The 15,835-nt window shown below is 69.7% G+C and carries 15 protein-coding genes; 3 read left to right on the top strand and 12 right to left on the bottom strand.

All coding sequences use genetic code 11. The features are described from left to right. Positions 1 to 2 precede the first annotated feature (2 nt). From ybeY to hrcA, 6 genes are all read right to left on the bottom strand, one after another. Positions 3 to 464 carry an rRNA maturation RNase YbeY gene (gene ybeY / locus CLV54_RS05075; protein WP_100343867.1) on the bottom strand — a complete coding sequence of 154 codons (462 nt, stop codon included), beginning with the start codon at positions 462 to 464 and terminating at the stop codon, positions 3 to 5. Continuing rightward, entirely contained in the window at positions 461 to 1,657 is a 1,197-nt protein-coding gene (locus CLV54_RS05080; protein ID WP_100343868.1) for a PhoH family protein, read from the bottom strand. The genes ybeY and CLV54_RS05080 overlap by 4 nt, the downstream gene beginning before the upstream one ends. Further along, complete coding sequence (locus tag CLV54_RS05085) at positions 1,611 to 1,967, bottom strand: HIT domain-containing protein (protein WP_100343869.1); 357 nt, start codon at positions 1,965 to 1,967, stop codon at positions 1,611 to 1,613. The genes CLV54_RS05080 and CLV54_RS05085 overlap by 47 nt, the downstream gene beginning before the upstream one ends. Before the next feature lie 28 nt (positions 1,968 to 1,995). Then, positions 1,996 to 2,778: a 16S rRNA (uracil(1498)-N(3))-methyltransferase gene (locus tag CLV54_RS05090; protein WP_100343870.1), complete on the bottom strand. Its 783-nt coding sequence runs from the start codon at positions 2,776 to 2,778 to the stop codon at positions 1,996 to 1,998. A 12-nt stretch (positions 2,779 to 2,790) separates the two neighbouring features. After that, positions 2,791 to 3,894, bottom strand: a complete 1,104-nt coding sequence (gene dnaJ, locus CLV54_RS05095) for a molecular chaperone DnaJ (RefSeq protein ID WP_100343871.1) — start codon at positions 3,892 to 3,894, stop codon at positions 2,791 to 2,793. 121 nt (positions 3,895 to 4,015) lie between these two features. Then, positions 4,016 to 5,038: a heat-inducible transcriptional repressor HrcA gene (hrcA, locus tag CLV54_RS05100; protein WP_100343872.1), complete on the bottom strand. Its 1,023-nt coding sequence runs from the start codon at positions 5,036 to 5,038 to the stop codon at positions 4,016 to 4,018. A gap of 191 nt (positions 5,039 to 5,229) precedes the next feature. Between hrcA and CLV54_RS05105 the strand changes: the two genes are divergently transcribed. Both CLV54_RS05105 and CLV54_RS05110 read left to right on the top strand, forming a co-directional pair. After that, on the top strand, positions 5,230 to 5,835 hold the full coding sequence (locus CLV54_RS05105; protein WP_100343873.1) for a DUF4870 domain-containing protein: 606 nt from the start codon (positions 5,230 to 5,232) through the stop codon (positions 5,833 to 5,835). A gap of 64 nt (positions 5,836 to 5,899) precedes the next feature. Next, entirely contained in the window at positions 5,900 to 6,280 is a 381-nt protein-coding gene (locus CLV54_RS05110; protein ID WP_245861367.1) for a DUF4870 domain-containing protein, read from the top strand. Positions 6,281 to 6,309: 29 nt separating this feature from the next. Here the strand turns inward: CLV54_RS05110 and hemW are convergent, their stop codons facing one another. The 3 genes from hemW to lepA are packed head-to-tail and all read right to left on the bottom strand — an operon-like array spanning position 6,310 to position 10,089. After that, positions 6,310 to 7,536: a radical SAM family heme chaperone HemW gene (gene hemW / locus CLV54_RS05115; RefSeq protein ID WP_100343874.1), complete on the bottom strand. Its 1,227-nt coding sequence runs from the start codon at positions 7,534 to 7,536 to the stop codon at positions 6,310 to 6,312. A 53-nt stretch (positions 7,537 to 7,589) separates the two neighbouring features. Then, entirely contained in the window at positions 7,590 to 8,234 is a 645-nt protein-coding gene (locus CLV54_RS05120; RefSeq protein ID WP_100343875.1) for a DUF1990 domain-containing protein, read from the bottom strand. 4 nt (positions 8,235 to 8,238) lie between these two features. Next, positions 8,239 to 10,089 carry a translation elongation factor 4 gene (gene lepA / locus CLV54_RS05125; RefSeq protein ID WP_100343876.1) on the bottom strand — a complete coding sequence of 617 codons (1,851 nt, stop codon included), beginning with the start codon at positions 10,087 to 10,089 and terminating at the stop codon, positions 8,239 to 8,241. 250 nt (positions 10,090 to 10,339) lie between these two features. On the opposite strand from lepA, the gene rpsT reads away from it, so the two are divergent. Next, the gene (gene rpsT, locus CLV54_RS05130; RefSeq protein WP_100343877.1) at positions 10,340 to 10,600 is read left to right on the top strand and encodes a 30S ribosomal protein S20; all 261 of its coding nucleotides are present in this window, start codon (positions 10,340 to 10,342) and stop codon (positions 10,598 to 10,600) included. Positions 10,601 to 10,878: 278 nt separating this feature from the next. Here the strand turns inward: rpsT and holA are convergent, their stop codons facing one another. The 3 genes from holA to CLV54_RS05145 all read right to left on the bottom strand — a co-directional run bounded on the left by holA (position 10,879) and on the right by CLV54_RS05145 (position 15,812). Continuing rightward, positions 10,879 to 11,943, bottom strand: a complete 1,065-nt coding sequence (gene holA, locus CLV54_RS05135) for a DNA polymerase III subunit delta (protein WP_245861370.1) — start codon at positions 11,941 to 11,943, stop codon at positions 10,879 to 10,881. Positions 11,944 to 12,621: 678 nt separating this feature from the next. Then, positions 12,622 to 15,132 (bottom strand): ComEC/Rec2 family competence protein, encoded by a 2,511-nt coding sequence (locus CLV54_RS05140; RefSeq protein WP_157802816.1) that lies wholly within the window; start codon positions 15,130 to 15,132, stop codon positions 12,622 to 12,624. Continuing rightward, positions 15,129 to 15,812 carry a helix-hairpin-helix domain-containing protein gene (locus CLV54_RS05145; protein WP_245861373.1) on the bottom strand — a complete coding sequence of 228 codons (684 nt, stop codon included), beginning with the start codon at positions 15,810 to 15,812 and terminating at the stop codon, positions 15,129 to 15,131. The genes CLV54_RS05140 and CLV54_RS05145 overlap by 4 nt, the downstream gene beginning before the upstream one ends. Between the last annotated feature and the right edge of the window lie 23 nt (positions 15,813 to 15,835).

Consider the following 15,835-nt stretch of genomic DNA (forward strand, 5'->3'; position numbering starts at 1 on the left):
CGTTATCGTCGCCGCTCCTGCATCGAGAAGCCCACGAGGATGTCGCGCTGGATGCCGAACATCTCCTTCTCTTCAGCAGGCTCGGCGTGGTCGAAGCCCAGGAGGTGCAGGATGCCGTGGGTCGTGAGCAGCAGGAGCTCTTCGCCCATGCTGTGCCCCGCCGTCTCCGCCTGAGCGGCGGCCACCTGGGGGCACAGGACGATGTCGCCGAGCAGGCCGGGAGGCGTGGGCTGGTCTTCCGTGCCGGGGCGCAGCTCGTCCATGGGGAAGCTCAGAACGTCGGTGGGCCCGGGCTCGTCCATCCACTGGACGTGCAGCTGCTCCATGGCCCCCTCGTCGACGAGCACGATCGCGAGCTCGGCGTCGGGGTGCACGTGCATGGCGTCGAGCGCGTAGACGGCCAGGCGCTGCAGCGAGGCCTCGTCGACCGCGATCGCGGACTCGTTGTTGATCTCGATCGTCATCGTGCGCTCCTGCGGCCTCGGTTGTCTCCATAACGCCCGTCGCCGGACTCCTGCGCCCGTCGCTCCGCGCGATTGAGCGGCTGTCGGTGGTCTTGCGGCTGCCGGGCATCGCCCGCCTCCGCGTCGCGACGTGCCGCCCGCTCGTACTGCTGCGCCTGGCGGCGTGCGTCGTACGTCGTGTAGGCGTCGACGATGCGGCCCACGAGAGTGTGCCGCACGACGTCGTCGCTCGTCAGGCGGGCGAAGTGGATGTCGTCGATGCCGTCGAGCACCTCGGTGACGAGCTTCAGCCCACTCGCGCCGAGGGGCAGGTCGACCTGCGTGATGTCGCCCGTGACGACCATCTTCGAGCCGAAGCCGAGACGCGTGAGGAACATCTTCATCTGCTCGGGCGTGGTGTTCTGGGCCTCGTCGAGCACGATGAACGAGTCGTTGAGCGTGCGGCCGCGCATGTACGCGAGCGGGGCGACCTCGACCGTGCCGGCGGCGAGGAGCTTGGGCACGATCTCGGGATCCATCATCTCGTTGAGGGCGTCGTAGAGCGGGCGCAGATAGGGATCGATCTTGTCGGTCAGCGTGCCGGGCAGGAAGCCCAGGCGCTCCCCCGCCTCGACCGCCGGGCGGGTGAGGATGATCCGGCTGACCTCTTTGCGCTGCAGGGCCTGCACGGCCTTCGCCATCGCGAGATAGGTCTTGCCGGTGCCGGCGGGCCCGATGCCGAAGACGATCGTGTTCTCGTCGATCGCGTCGGCGTACGCCTTCTGACCGATGGTCTTCGGGCGGATGGCCCTGCCGCGCGAGGTCAGGATCGCCTGGCTCAGCAGCTCGGCCGGGCTCGTGCGGCTGTCGGCGTCGAGCATCTTGGCGCTCGACGAGACCTCGGCGGGCCCGATGTCCTGCCCGTTGCGCACCATCAGCAGGAGCTCCTCGATGAGGCGCCGGGCGGCCTCGACCTGATCGGAGTCTCCGGCGAGGCTGATCTCGTTGCCGCGCACCATGAGGTTGACGCCCGGGTACTGCTTCTCGATGCTCGTGAGAAGTCGATCCTGCGGGCCGAGCAACCGCACCATCGCGATGCCGTCGACGAAGAGCCGGGCGGTGTTCTGCTCCACCGGCGGGGTCTGCCCGCTCGCGGGGAGCGACTCGTCAGACTGAGCCAAGGTTTCCCTCCTCGAGTCCCCCACCGAGCACATGCGCGTGAACGTGGAAGACGGTTTGGCCGGCGCCGGGGCCGGTGTTGAAGACGAGACGGAAGTCGCCGCCCGTCTGCTCATCTGCAACCGTCTGGGCCACCTCGATCATTTCCGCGAGCAGCCCGGGATCTGCCGCGGCGAGCTCGACGACATTGGCGTACTGCTCGGTCTTGGGCACGACGAGGATGTGCACGGGCGCTTTCGGAGCGACATCCGGGAACGCCACGACCCGGTCGGTCTCGGCGATGAAGGTCGCCGGGATCTCACCGGCGATGATGCGGCTGAAGACGGAAGGCTCTGGGGAGGTCATTCATCCATCTTAAAGTGCGGGCGTCGATTCACCATCGCCCCAGCCCCGCATTGAGCACAGCCAGCGCGGCGGGCCCGGCTGTGGAGGTGCGGAGGACGGATGCCCCCAGGCGAACGGATGTCGCCCCCGCGCGCTCGAGCAGCTCGAGCTCCTCGGGCGAGATGCCGCCCTCCGGCCCCACGACGAGCACGAGCTCCTGCGTGTCCTCCGCTGCGCCGTGAGCAGCGTGAGCAGCCTCAGCGCCCTGCGCGCGCCGGGCCAGCTGCGTGAGCGGCAGGTGCGCGGTCGGCTCGAGCACGAGCATCCGTGTGCTCCCCGCGAGCCGAGCGAGATCGCCCGTGGAGTGCAGTGCACGGACCTCGGGCACCCAGGCGCGGATCGACTGCTTGGTCGCCTCGCGCACGATCGTGGCCCAGCGCTCCCGCGACTTCTCGATCTTGGCGCCCTCCCAGCGCTTGACGCTGCGCCGCGCGGCCCACGGGACGACCGCGTCGACGCCCAGCTCGGTGGCCGCCTGGATCGCGAGCTCGTCGCGATCCCCCTTGGCGAGGGCCTGCACGAGCGTGATGCGGGGGTTCGACGGCTCGAGGCGCTCGACCCGTTCGAGCCCGATCACGAGAGCCGCGGCATCCGCCGTCGTCACGGTGCCGGTCGCGAGGACGCCGCGCCCGTTGCCGACCGAGACCGTCTCGCCCACCCGCAGGCGGTTGACCGTCACGGCGTGACGCGACTCCTCGCGGCCGAGCGTCACGGCCGACCCGGCCTCGAAGGCCGAGTCGTCGAGGTCCTCCGCCAGGAACAGCGAGCTCATGCCCGATCCCTCCTAACCGAGGAAGCGGTCTCGGAGCTTGCCGAAGAGCCCCTGCTGGAAGTGCGTGAGCGAGGGCGACGGCTGCTTGCGGCCGGAGGCGAACTGCTTGATGAGCTCGCGCTCCTTGTGGTCGAGCTTCGTGGGGGTGACCACCTGGATGCCCACCCGCAGGTCGCCGCGGCCCGAGCCGCGCAGCTTCGTGACGCCCCGGCCCTTGATCGTGAGCACCTCGGCGCTCTGGGTGCCGGGCTTCAGCTCGAGGTCGATGTCGCCGTCGAGCGCCGCGAGCGAGGCGGTCGTGCCGAGGATCGCGTCGGTCATGGGCACCTCGAGGGTGCACAGCAGATCGTCGCCGTCGCGGCTGAAGACGTCGTGGTGGCGCACCTTGATCTCGAGGTAGAGGTCGCCGTTGGGGCCGCCGGCTGGGCCGGCCTCGCCGCTGCCCGGCATCTGCAGGCGCAGGCCGGTGTCGACGCCCGCGGGGATGTCGACGGCGACGGTGCGGCGCGCGCGAACGCGGCCCTGGCCCTGGCAGGTCACGCACGGCGTCACGATGATCGTGCCGTAGCCGCGGCAGGTGCCGCAGGGGTTGCTCGTCATGACGTTGCCGAGCAGCGAGCGGACGGCGCGCTGGATGGTGCCCGTGCCGTGGCAGATGTCGCAGGTCACGGGCGAGGTGCCCGGCTGGCAGCAGCTTCCGCCGCACGTCTCGCAGACCACGGCCGTGTCGACCTCGATCTCGCGGTGCGTGCCGAAGATGATCTCGTCGAGATCGACCTCGACGCGCAGCAGGGCGTCCTGCCCGCGCTCACGGCGCGAACGCGGGCCGCGGCTCGACTGCCCGCCGCCGAAGAAGGTCTCGAAGATGTCGCCGAAACCGCCGAAGTTCGCGCCGTCGAAGCCGCCCTGGTTCTGCCCGCCCAGGTCGTACTGCTGGCGCTGCTGCGGATCGCTCAGCACGTCGTAGGCGTGCGTCACGAGCTTGAAACGCTCGGATGCGTCTGCACCCGGGTTCACGTCGGGATGGAGCTCTCGGGCGAGTCGCCGGTACGCCTTCTTGATCTCGTCGGGCGAGGCGTCGCGGGAGACACCGAGGACTTCGTAGTGATCAGCCACGCAGGGATATTCCTTCTCTGAATTCGTCGAGTCCGGGATGCCGGGCTCTGAGTTGTGGGGCACGAATCGTGTGGGAGCACACGGTCACGGGCCGTTTCGCGTATGGGTCGTGGTCGTCGCCTCAGTTGTCGCCGAGGAGTCGGGACAGGTACCGCGCGACGGCTCTGACGGCGGCCATGTTGTTCGAATAGTCCATGCGGGTGGGGCCGAGCACGCCGAGGCGCGAGAGCTCGCCGCCCGATGCGCCGTACCCGCTCGTGAGCACCGAGATCTCGGTGAGGCCGAAGGGCTCGTTCTCGCGGCCGATGCTGACCGAGAGCCCGTGCTGGTCGTGGGCCATCTCGCTGAAGAGCTTGAGCAGCACGACCTGCTCCTCGATGGCCTCGAGAACGGGGTAGATGCTTCCCGGGAAGTCGTGCTCGGTGCGCGCGAGGTTGGCGGCGCCCGCCATCACGAGCTTCTCCTGGCGGTTCGCGCCGACCTGCTCGATGAGGCTGTCGGCGATCCGGCGCACGAGACCCTCGCGCTCGGGCGGGAAGAGCTCGGTCGCCTGGGCGAGGGCGCGCGCGGCATCCGCGAGGCTCAGGCCGCTCGCGGCGCCGTTGAGCCGCGTGCGCAGGTCGAGGAGCAGCTCGTCGTCGACGGTCGTCTGCAGCTCGACGACCCGCTGCTCGACACGGCCGTTGCCCGTGATGAGCACGGAGAGGAGCCGGCTGGGGGTGAGCGGCACGAGCTCGATGTGGCGCACCGTGGCGCGCGACAGCGAGGGGTACTGCACGATCGCGACCTGGTTGGTGAGCTGCGAGAGAAGCCGTACCGTGCGCGCGAGCACCTCGTCGAGGTCGGCGGCCTGGCCGAGGAAGGTCTCGATCGCCTGGCGCTGCGCAGGCGAGAGCGGGCGCAGGTCGGCCAGCTGATCGACGAAGACCCGATAACCCTTGTCGGTCGGGATACGGCCCGAGGAGGTGTGCGGGGCGGCGATGAGCTCCTCCTCTTCGAGGAGGGCCATGTCGTTGCGGATCGTCGCGGCCGAGACGCCGAAGGCGTGCCGTTCGACGATCGACTTGGAGCCGACCGGCTCGCGTGAGGCGACGTAGTCCTGCACGATGGCGCGGAGGACTTCGAGGCTGCGATCGGAGATCATACGAACAGCCTCCTCTCCTGGCCACCGGAATCCCGGCCTGCGAACTACTCGGTGAACGACTCGTGCATTCGGCGGTCGGCCTTAGCACTCCCGTCGCCTGAGTGCTAATTATACCCAAGCCGAACCGGCGCAAAGCATTGCACAGCCTACTTTCAGCGCAGTAGCTTATGGGTTGGATCGAAAGGGACCCCATGACAGACACCAGCGCACCCCAGCCCGGCGAGCCCGGCGAGGGCGTGACGCCGCCTCCCGCGCCGCCGACGCCGCCCGCGGCACCCGTGCCGCCCGCTCCCCCGGCCTACGGAACGCCGGGCGATTCGGCTCCGTCGCCCGCCGCCCCCGCCAATCCGTACCAGTCGCCGTCGGCCGCGCAGTCCGGCCCGCTGAGCGCCGAAGACGACAAGAGGTGGGCGACGTTCGCGCACTTCGGCGGTGTGCTCTCGGTGCTCGCCCTCTTCACCGGATGGCTCGGGCTCCTCGCGCTCGTGCCCGCGCTCGTCATCTACCTCGTCTACGGCAAGCGCGGCGCGCACACCAGGCAGGAGGCCAAGGAGGCGCTCAACTTCCAGATCACGGTCATCGGCGCCCTCATCGTCTGGACGATCCTCACGATCATCATCTCGTCGGCGCTGCTCTTCAACATCGGCATCGGCGGATACCTCGTGATCGCCGGCATCCTCGGCTTCATCAGCTGGCTCATCGTCATCGCCGACATCGTCTTCTCGATCATCGGCGGCGTCAAGGTCAACGGCGGCGGAAGCTACCGTTACCCTGTGTCGATCCGCTTCATCAAGTAAGCGGCTCGTGCGACGATAGGCCGCGCAGCACACCACCCTCACCCCATCCAGTCAAGGAGACCCCATGACCGACGCACCTCCCCCGCCGCCCCAGGATCCCTACCAGACTCCCGCCACGCAGATGAGCCCGGCCGATGAGAAGCTCTGGGCCACCCTCATCCACCTGGGCGCCATCCTGTTCTCGTTCATCCCGGCCCTCGTCGGCTTCCTCGTGCTCAAAGACCGCGGGCCGTTCATCCGCGAGCACACGAAGACCGCGCTGAACTTCCAGATCACGATGGCGATCGCCTATGTCGTCGGGCTCATCACGATCCCGATCATCATCGGCGGGATCATCCTCCTGGCCGTCTGGGTCGTCACGATCGTCTTCAGCATCATCGCCGCGGTCAAGGCGAACCAGGGCGAGTACTACCAGTACCCGCTCACCATCAAGTTCATCAAGTAACGCGCAGCGGCTCAGTCGTCGAGCAGGGCTCAGTCGTCGAGCAGGCGACGCACGACGGCATCGGCCAGAAGCCGCCCTCTCCGGGTCAGCACGATCGTTCCGGACAGGGCGGCTTTCGCGTCCACGAGCTCGTCGGCGATGAGGCCCGCGACCGCCCGGCGCCCGGTGTCGCGCAGATCCCGGATCGCGAGGCCGTCGCGGATGCGTGTCAGCAGCAGCACCCGCTCGACCTCGCGGGTGTCGGCGTCGAGGGTCTCGCGGCCCGCCGCGGGCGAGGAGCCCTCGGAGATGCGCCCGGCGTACGCGGCCGGGTGCTTGACATTCCACCAGCGGATGCCGCCCACGTGGCTGTGCGCGCCCGGCCCGACGCCCCACCAGTCCTGCCCCTGCCAGTAGGCGAGGTTGTGACGGGAGCGGTGCGCCGTGTCGGTGGCCCAGTTGCTCACCTCGTACCACTCGTAGCCGCGCGCCGCGAGCAGCTCGTCGGCGAGCTCGTACATGTCGGCCTGCAGATCGTCGTCGGGCGAGACCACCTCGCCGGAGCGGATCTGGCGGGCCAGCTTCGTTCCCGGCTCCACGATGAGCGCGTAGGCCGACAGGTGGTCGGGCTCGCTCGCGAGAGCGGACTCGAGCGAGGTGCGCCAGTCGCCGATCGACTCCCCCGGCGTTCCGTAGATGAGGTCGAGGCTCACCTGCAGGCCCGCGGCGCGCGCCCACTCCACGACGAGCGGAACACGCTCCGGGTCGTGGGTGCGCTCGAGGGTGGCGAGAACGTGGGGAACGGCCGACTGCATGCCGAACGAGACACGGGTGAAACCGGCATCCGCGAGCCGGGCGAGGTAGTCGGCGTCGACGGAGTCGGGGTTCGCCTCGGTCGTCACCTCGACGTCGTCGGCGAGACCCCAGGTGTCGCGCACGGAGGCGAGCATACGCACGAGGTCGTCGGCGGGCAGCAGGGTGGGCGTTCCGCCCCCGAAGAAGACGGTGGACGCCTCGCGCTGCGGCACCCCGGAGCGATCGAGCACCTCACGCGCGAAGCCGACCTCCCGCACGGCCTGGGCCGCGTAGTCGTCTTGCCGCGCCCCGCGCAGCTCGGTGGCCGTGTAGGTGTTGAAGTCGCAGTAGCCGCACCGCACCCGGCAGAACGGAACGTGCAGGTAGACGCTGAAGGTGCGCTCGTCGGCGCCGTCGCCGGCGAACCCGGGCAGCGCGCCGTCGAGAGGCGCGGGGTCGGCGATCGGGAGCGCGCTCGGCATGGCGGGCCCCTTACCGCGCGGTCGACAGCGGTGCGATGACGAACTGCGCCACGTCAGCTGCCCGACGTCGGATGCAGCGCGCGGAGGTAGCGCTTGACCACACGAGCCTGCACCGCCCGCACGACCGGCGTGACCGCGCGGTAGTACCACGTGCTCGGGCGCGAGAAGGAGCGCACCGTGAACCACACCGAGTCGTCGTCGCGCAGCTCGATGAGGAACGACTCCTCGCCGCTCACCGGGTTGCCCTCGAGCGAACCGTAGCCGAAGCCCGCGCGCGTCGGCTCGTCGACCACGTAGACGACGCAGACGGGAACCTCGAAGGTGCGCGGGCCGAGGGTGAGCCGCAGGCGCGCGGTCATGCCCGAGCCGATGAACGGCTCGCCGTTCTCGTCGAACAACTGCTCGGTGGGCGCCTCGATGGCGCCGAGCGGGGTTCCCGACTCGTCGTAGAGGATGCCGTGATAGTGAACGCCGGTGCCCGGGTGCACCTCGTCGACGGTGAGCCCGGCGCCCTTCTGCACCCCCCACGTCATCAGCGAGATGGACGCGGTGCGAAACCGCTCCGCGCCGCTGCCCAGCCGGATGGACTGCTCCATCGGCCGGTAGCCGAGCGGCGGGTACTGCATGAGGTCGTCGGCCTGCGTGGCGCCGACGGAGCCGTAGGTGACGGGGTGTTCCTCGAAGTTCGAGCGTCGCACGCTGCTACTTCTTCTCTTTCTTCTCGGTCTCCCCCGAGAGGGCGGCGATGAACGCCTCCTGAGGCACTTCGACCCGGCCGACCATCTTCATGCGCTTCTTACCCTCTTTCTGCTTCTCGAGGAGCTTGCGCTTGCGGGTGATGTCACCCCCGTAGCACTTGGCGAGAACATCCTTGCGCATCGCGCTGATGCTTTCCCGAGCGATGATACGCGCACCGATTGCGGCCTGGATCGGGACTTCGAACTGCTGGCGGGGAATGAGCTTCTTGAGCCGCTCGGTCATGAGCACCCCGTAGGCATAGGCGTTGTCGCGGTGCACGATGGCGCTGAACGCGTCGACCTGCTCGCCCTGCAGGAGGATGTCGACCTTCACGAGGTCGGCATCCTGCTCGCCCACGGGCTCGTAGTCGAGCGAGGCGTAGCCCTGCGTGCGGCTCTTCAGGTGGTCGAAGAAGTCGAAGACGATCTCGCCGAGCGGCATGTTGTAGCGCAGCTCGACGCGATCCTCGCCCAGGTAGTCCATGCCGAGCAGGGTGCCGCGCCGGCTCTGGCACAGCTCCATGATGACGCCCACGTAGTCTTTGGGCGCGAGGATCGCGGCCTTGACCATCGGCTCGGAGACGCTCGCGATCTTGCCGCTCGGGAACTCGCTCGGGTTGGTGACCTCGACGGTCTTCTTGTCCTCCGTCGTCACCTGGTACGGCACGCTCGGCGCCGTGGCGATGAGGTCGAGGTTGAACTCGCGCTCGAGGCGCTCGGTGATGATCTCGAGGTGCAGCAGGCCCAGGAAGCCCACGCGGAAGCCGAAGCCGAGAGCCACGGATGTCTCGGGCTCGTAGTTGAGCGCGGCATCCGACAGTTTCAGCTTGTCGAGCGCCTCGCGCAGCACCGGGTAGTCGGAGCCGTCGATCGGGTACAGGCCAGAGAAGACCATGGGCTTCGGCTCGGTGTAGCCGTCGAGCGCGACCGTCGCCGGCTTCGCGTGAGTGGTGACGGTGTCGCCGACCTTCGACTGGCGCACGTCTTTCACGCCCGTGATGAGGTAGCCGACCTCGCCGACGCCCAGGCCCTTGCTCGGGGTCGGCTCGGGCGAGCTCACCCCGATCTCGAGGATCTCGTGGGTGGCGCGCGTGCTCATCATCTGGATCTTCTCGCGCGGGCTGAGCTTGCCGTCGATCATGCGCACGTAGGTGACGACGCCGCGGTAGCTGTCGTACACGGAGTCGAAGATCATCGCCCGCGCCGCGGCATCCGGGTCGCCGACCGGGTGCGGGATGAGCTGGGTGACGCGGTCGAGCAGCTCTTCGACGCCGGCGCCCGTCTTGCCCGAGACCTTGAGCACGTCGGCCGGGTCGCCGCCGATGAGAGAGGCGAGCTCCTTCGCGTACTTCTCGGGGTCGGCGGCGGGAAGGTCGATCTTGTTGAGCACGGGGATGATCGTGAGATCGTTCTCGAGCGCCAGGTAGAGGTTCGCGAGCGTCTGGGCCTCGATGCCCTGAGCGGCGTCGACGAGCAGGATGGCGCCCTCGCAGGCCGCGAGGCTGCGCGAGACCTCGTAGGTGAAGTCGACGTGCCCGGGGGTGTCGATCATGTTGAGGGCGAAGGTCGTGCCGTCGAGCTCCCACGGCATGCGCACCGCCTGGCTCTTGATCGTGATGCCGCGCTCGCGCTCGATGTCCATCCGGTCGAGGTACTGCGCCCGCATGGCGCGGTCGTCGACGACACCCGTGATCTGCAGCATCCTGTCGGCGAGAGTCGACTTGCCGTGGTCGATGTGCGCGATGATGCAGAAGTTGCGGATGAGTGCGGGGTCGGTAGCCGCAGGCTCGAGGGCCTTGACTGCTCTGGGGCTCACGCGTTCCTCACGTTGAGTGGGGTGGATGGAAAGGTCCATTCTCCCACGAGTTGGCCTCGCCGCCCGGCTGCCGGAAACGGGGTTCGGATGCGACACACGGCGCGGCTCGCATTGCCCGGGTGTCGCCGAGCTGGTAATGTTGCCTGTTGGCTTCCGCGTGAGTCTTTCCCCCTCACGCGATTTCGCCGCGAAGCGCCCTCTACCGCTGAGCGGCACAATCAAACCAAACTTCGACGAAAGACGTAACAACGTGGCAAATATCAAGTCGCAGATCAAGCGAATCGGCACCAACAAGAAGGCTCAGGAGCGCAACAAGGCGGTCAAGAGCGAGGTCAAGACCGCGATTCGCGCGACCCGCGAGGCCATCGTCGCCGGCGACAAGGACAAGGCGACTGCAGCCCTCCTGACCGCGAGCAAGAAGCTCGACAAGGCGGCCAGCAAAGGCGTGATCCACAAGAACCAGGCGGCGAACCGCAAGTCGGCCATCGCCAAGGCGGTCAACGGCCTCTAAGGCCTCCGCTGCGATCGCCCTGCCGGCGATCGCACCGCGCACAACAGGCGCAGAACACTGTGTGCAATCACAGCGCGCTCGATCAACACAGCACGATGAGGCCCTCGCCGCAATGTGAATTCACGTTGCGGCGGGGGCCTTGTCCACTAACGCCCACCTGCGCTCCGGTCCTCATGATCGCGAGTCGCGTCACATCGTTGGCTCGGAGCGCATCAGCCGACGGTGTGACGCGACTCACGGGGGAACGCTGTTCGAACGCGACTCACGAGGGCTCGCGTTCAGCGCGGCAGCTCTCCCCGAGCCGAGACGATCGCGATGACCTTCTCGAGCGCGAAGACGGGGTCGCGGCCCGCGCCCTTGACCTGCGCGTCGGCGTCGGCGAGGGCCACGATGCTGCGGCCGAGCCCCTCGTCGCTCCAGCCCTGGAGGTCGCGGCGGGCGCGGTCGATCTGCCATGGGGCGAGGCCGAGCTGGCCGGCCAGCTGCCCGGACGAGCCGCGGGTGCCCGAGACCTTGGCCATGGTGCGCACCTTGCTCGCGAAGGCGGCGACGATGGGCACGGGGTCTGCGCCGGAGGCGAGCGCGTGCCGCAGGGCGACGAGGGCTTCTCCGTACCGGCCGGCGATCGCGGCGTCCGCGACGGCGAAGGCGTTCGTCTCGACCCGGCCGCTGTAGTAGCGGGCGACGGTCGCCTCGGTGATCTCGGCGCTCGCGTCGGAGATGAGCTGCTGGCAGGCGGCCGCGAGCTCGGCCAGGTCGTCGGAGAAGGCGTCGACGAGCGTGCGCAGGGCGCCGGGGCTCACCCGCTTCTGCGCGGTGCGGAACTCGGCGACCGCGAAGTCGTACTTCTCGGCGTCTTTTTTGAGGTCGGCGCAGACGATCTCGATGCCGCCTCCCGTGCCCGAGCGGATCGTGTCGAGCAGTTTCTTGCCGCGTACCCCTCCCGCGTGACGCAGCACGAGGTAGCAGCCCTCGGCCGGTGACTCGAGGTAGGCCAGGGCCTCGCTGAGGAAGACGTCGCTGCACTTCTCGACGTTGCTCACGCGCACGAGTCGGGGCTCGTCGAAGAGGGAGGGGCTCGCGAGGGTCATGAGCTCGCCGGGCGCGTAGCTGTCGGCCTCGACGTCGGTGACCTCGAGGCTCGGATCCTCGGACTTGAGGAAATCGCGCAGCTGCCGGATGGCACGATCGGCGAGGAAGCCCTCGGTGCCGCTCACGAGCACGATGGGAGCGGGCCGGATCTGGTTCCAGGCGAGTTGCGGGATCGCGACCGCGACCTTCGAGGCGGAGGCTTTCGAGACCGCCGACTTCGAGCGTGCGGACGATGCGGTTCGTGTGGCCACACTCTTCCTTTCCTGCCGCCACTCAGCCTAACGTTCCCCTCCGACGCTCGGCTCTGACAGCGCCCGCCCGATCACGCTCACGGAGGCGACCACTCGCCTCGCATCCGCAGCTGCCGTCGCACTCGAGTGTGCAATGATCGATCCTATGGGGCTGGCTATGCGGTGGCGAACATGGCGGATGCGACGACCGGTTCGCGGAAGACTTCGGGTCGACGTCTGCGCACAGCCGGACAGCGCGCCCTCTTCCTCCTCGTACTCGGCTATCGTCCTCGGCGTGGTCGAGGGCCCCGGCATCTCTCCGCAAGCGGTGGAGTTCTCGTGCACGGTGCCCTCAGCGCGTTGTCCTCGATCCGGTCAGTCGGTGCCCGTCATCGTCGACCGGGACTCTCCGACGAAGATCGCGATCGTGTGGGATGCCGTTCCGAAGCGGGATCCGCTGCGCGACGCACGCCGGGCCGCCGCTGCACGACGACGATAGGCGTGTCGGAACGTTCATCGTGACCGGCGCGATTCGCGGCTGCATCGCGGCTGCTCGATGGCTCTGAGCAGCGACTCCCATCAGGATCAGCACGACGATCAGCTGCTCCGCGGGGCGACGATCGATGCCCTGTTCACTTCGAGCTCATCCTGGACGAGCTCGATCGATCTGCGACACCGTCGACGCCTGCACGGGCACGCTCACGGCGGCGCGCGTTCGCTCCACACCTGCAGCTCCCCCGACGACCCCGCGCCACTCCCCGCGGAGACGAGCACGAGCCCCTGCCCATCCGTGCGCGCGACCGCGGTGCCGACCCGTGCGAGCAGATCGAGGAGGCGATCCGTCGGATGCCCGTAGTCGTTGTCGGCGCCCACCGAGATGACGCCGAGCGCCGCGCCCAGACGCTCGTACAGGGCCTCGCTCTGATCCGCCGAGCCATGGTGCGAGACCTTCACGACGTCGACCCTCGAGACGGTTCGCGTCGCGAGCAGGGCGTCTTGCGCGCTCTCCCCCAAGTCGCCGAGGAAGACGCTGCTGAGCACCGGGGACACGAACTCGACGACCACGCTCGCATCGTTGCCCGCCTCCACCCGATCGAGCGGACCCCGTGGCCACAGCACCCGCCAGCGGGTCTCACCGAGGCTGCCCGACATACCCGCGGACGCCGTCACGACCGTCGACCCCGCGGCCTCGAGGCGTGCCAGCATCCGCCGGTCGGCATCGTTCTCGGGCACGCCGCTGAGAACGGTCTCGGCCCGGCCTTCGAGAGCGGTCACCCCGCCGACGTGATCGAGGTCGAAGTGGGTCAGCACCACGAGATCGAGCCTGCCGACGCCGAGCCCGTCGAGGCACCCGTCGAGGGGCTCGGTCTCGGGCCCGGTGTCGACGAGCGCGAAGCGCGCCCCATCGCGAAGCAGCACGGCATCACCCTGACCGATGTCGCACGCCGCGATCGACCACTCCGCGGGTCGCAGGATGCCGCGCACGACGCCCGGGCCGGCGGCGAGTCCCGCGACCGCCGCGAACCCGACGCCGCACACCATCGCCCCCGCCCGGCGCCAGCGTCGTCGCGCCGCGAGCAGGGCCAGGAGCAGCGCGATCGTCAGGGCCACGCACACGGCGGCGCCCGCTGCCCCGGCGAGCCAGGGCAGCCGCGCACCGGGAAGGTCGGCGCTCAACCGGGCGACCGCGGCGATCCAGGCAGACGGGAGCCAGGCCAGATACGAACACCATTCGGCGAGAAGCGGCGCGAGCGGCAGCAGGAGGCACACCACGAGCCCGAGCACGGTGGCGGCCGGGGCAGCGGGGCCGGCGAGGAGGTTCGCGGGAACACCGACGAGCGCGATGGCCGGGTCGAGGAGCACGAGCACCGGCTGACAGGCGAGCTGGGCCGCGAGCGGCACGCAGATCGCGAGGGCGAGAGGGCGCGGCATCCACGCGGCGAGTCGTTCGCCGAGCGGCGCGGCGAGCACGAGCAGGCCGACGGTCGCGAGGGCAGAGAGGGCGAAGCCGTAGCTGCGGGCCAGCCACGGATCCCAGACGAGGATCGCGATGACGGCGACGCACAGGGCAGGAAGGCCTCTGCTGGCGCGCCCGCTCAGGAAGGCGAGCATAACGATCACCGCCATCACCGCGGCCCGCACCACGCTGGGCTCGGGCGTCACGAGCACGACGAAGGCGGCGAGAGCGCTCAGGGAGCCGGCGACCCGCACCCAGCGGGCGACACCGAGCACACGACCGAGCAGCATGATGGCCGCGACGACGATCGCGCAGTTGGCACCGGAGACCGCCGTGAGGTGGCTCAGCGAGCTCGCCTTCATGTCGGCGTCGAGGCCCGCGGAGACGGCGCTCGTGTCGCCCACGGCGAGGCCGGGCAGGAGCTCTCCCCCCTCCCCCGGCAGCTTCTGCGCCAGAGCGACGAAGCGCGCCCGCAGATCGCCCGCCCAGGCGATCGCAGCAGGTGCCTCCTGCGCCCGCTCAGGCGGATCGGTGCCGAAGACGAGGAACGCGGCGCTGTCGCCGGGCTCGGTCGCCTCGAGCTCCGCGCGCATCACCACCCGGTCGCCGATGCGCAGCCCGGTAGGCTCCCCGGCGTCGCTCGCGGAGCCGGCGGACATCGAAGCAGCGGGCGCCGAAGCGGACGGCGCGGAGGCGAACACGAGAACGGGCACACCGTCGAGCTCCGCGCGGAAGCGGATCCGTGAGACGAGGCCGTCTTCGCCGCCACCGCCCGCCCCGAGCTGCTCGACCGGTGTCTGCGCGACGGTCAGAGCGAGCAGCTCGACCCGATGCTCGCGCGCCTGCTCGACGAGCGCGGGCGGCTGCCGCCGCTCGAGCCCCGCAAGAGCCGCACCGGCCACGAGCGCCGACCCCGCCGCGCACAGCGCCACCACGGGCAGGACCGCGACCGCTCCCACGGTCGCGGAACGAACGGCCGAACGTGCCCGGGGACGACCCGCACGGCGTCGCAGCACCACCACGGCCACCACGGCCACCAGTGCCGAGAGGGTCACCGCCCAGAGCGCACCGCGCACGATCGGCAGCGCATCCGGAACATCGACGCCGATCCCCGCCGTGAGCCAGCAGGCGAGCGCCACGGGCAGGAGTCGCGCATCCGTGACCCGCCGACCCGTGCCCGCACCCGAGTTCGCACCATCCTCCGTACCGCCAGGGGTGCCGCCGCGCTCACCGCCGGCCATCCGGCCGCTCACACCGTCACGAGGTCGACGAGAGCCTCGAAGGTCTTCTCCCCCACGCCCGTGATCTGCCGCAGATCGTCGACGCTCGTGAACCGCCCGTTGGCGTCGCGCCACTCGATGATGCGCTGCGCCATCGCGGGGCCGATCCTCGGCAGCGTCTCGAGCGCGGCGCTGTCGGCCGTGTTGAGGTTCACCCGGCCGTCGCCGGAAGCCGCTCCCGCTCCGCCGCCCGCTGCGCCCGGCACCCCCGCGACGACCTCCCCGAGCTGCGGCACGACGAGCTGCTCGCCGTCGGACACGAAGCGGGCGAGGTTCACCGCGGACTCGTCGGCCGTCTCCGACAGCCCGCCCGCCGCGGCGATCGCGTCGATGACCCGGGCGCTCTCGGCAAGCTCGAAGAGTCCCGGCGAGGCCACCGCGCCCGTGACGTGCACGAAGATCGAGGCGCCGGCCGCTCCCGCTCCGCCCGCGTCCGCCGCCGCGTCGCGTGGATCGACTCCCCCGCCGTCACCCGGCGACGACACGACCACGGGCTCGGTCGCCGCACCGTCGGCCACGGCGGAGACGAGCACCGCGACGACGAGCGCCACGAGGGCGAGCACGATCGTCGCGCCCACGCCGATGCGCAGGCGCGGTCGACGAAAGACCGGCGGGTCGTCTTCGGCCGGGGCGAGCTCTCGAACGGTGTCCACTCAGCGAGAGTAGAAGAACCGCC

Origin of the sequence: Compostimonas suwonensis, from assembly GCF_002797855.1 — a bacterium.
GTDB classification, from domain to species: domain Bacteria; phylum Actinomycetota; class Actinomycetes; order Actinomycetales; family Microbacteriaceae; genus Compostimonas; species Compostimonas suwonensis.

What these genes read in the sequence shown, in the direction of transcription:
- ybeY (WP_100343867.1), bottom strand. Translation starts at nt 464, where the DNA reads ATGACGATCGAGATCAACAACGAGTCCGCGATCGCGGTCGACGAGGCC.
- CLV54_RS05080 (WP_100343868.1), bottom strand. Translation starts at nt 1,657, where the DNA reads ATGTGCTCGGTGGGGGACTCGAGGAGGGAAACCTTGGCTCAGTCTGAC.
- CLV54_RS05085 (WP_100343869.1), bottom strand. Translation starts at nt 1,967, where the DNA reads ATGACCTCCCCAGAGCCTTCCGTCTTCAGCCGCATCATCGCCGGTGAG.
- CLV54_RS05090 (WP_100343870.1), bottom strand. Translation starts at nt 2,778, where the DNA reads ATGAGCTCGCTGTTCCTGGCGGAGGACCTCGACGACTCGGCCTTCGAG.
- hrcA (WP_100343872.1), bottom strand. Translation starts at nt 5,038, where the DNA reads ATGATCTCCGATCGCAGCCTCGAAGTCCTCCGCGCCATCGTGCAGGAC.
- CLV54_RS05105 (WP_100343873.1), top strand. Translation starts at nt 5,230, where the DNA reads ATGACAGACACCAGCGCACCCCAGCCCGGCGAGCCCGGCGAGGGCGTG.
- CLV54_RS05110 (WP_245861367.1), top strand. Translation starts at nt 5,900, where the DNA reads ATGACCGACGCACCTCCCCCGCCGCCCCAGGATCCCTACCAGACTCCC.
- hemW (WP_100343874.1), bottom strand. Translation starts at nt 7,536, where the DNA reads ATGCCGAGCGCGCTCCCGATCGCCGACCCCGCGCCTCTCGACGGCGCG.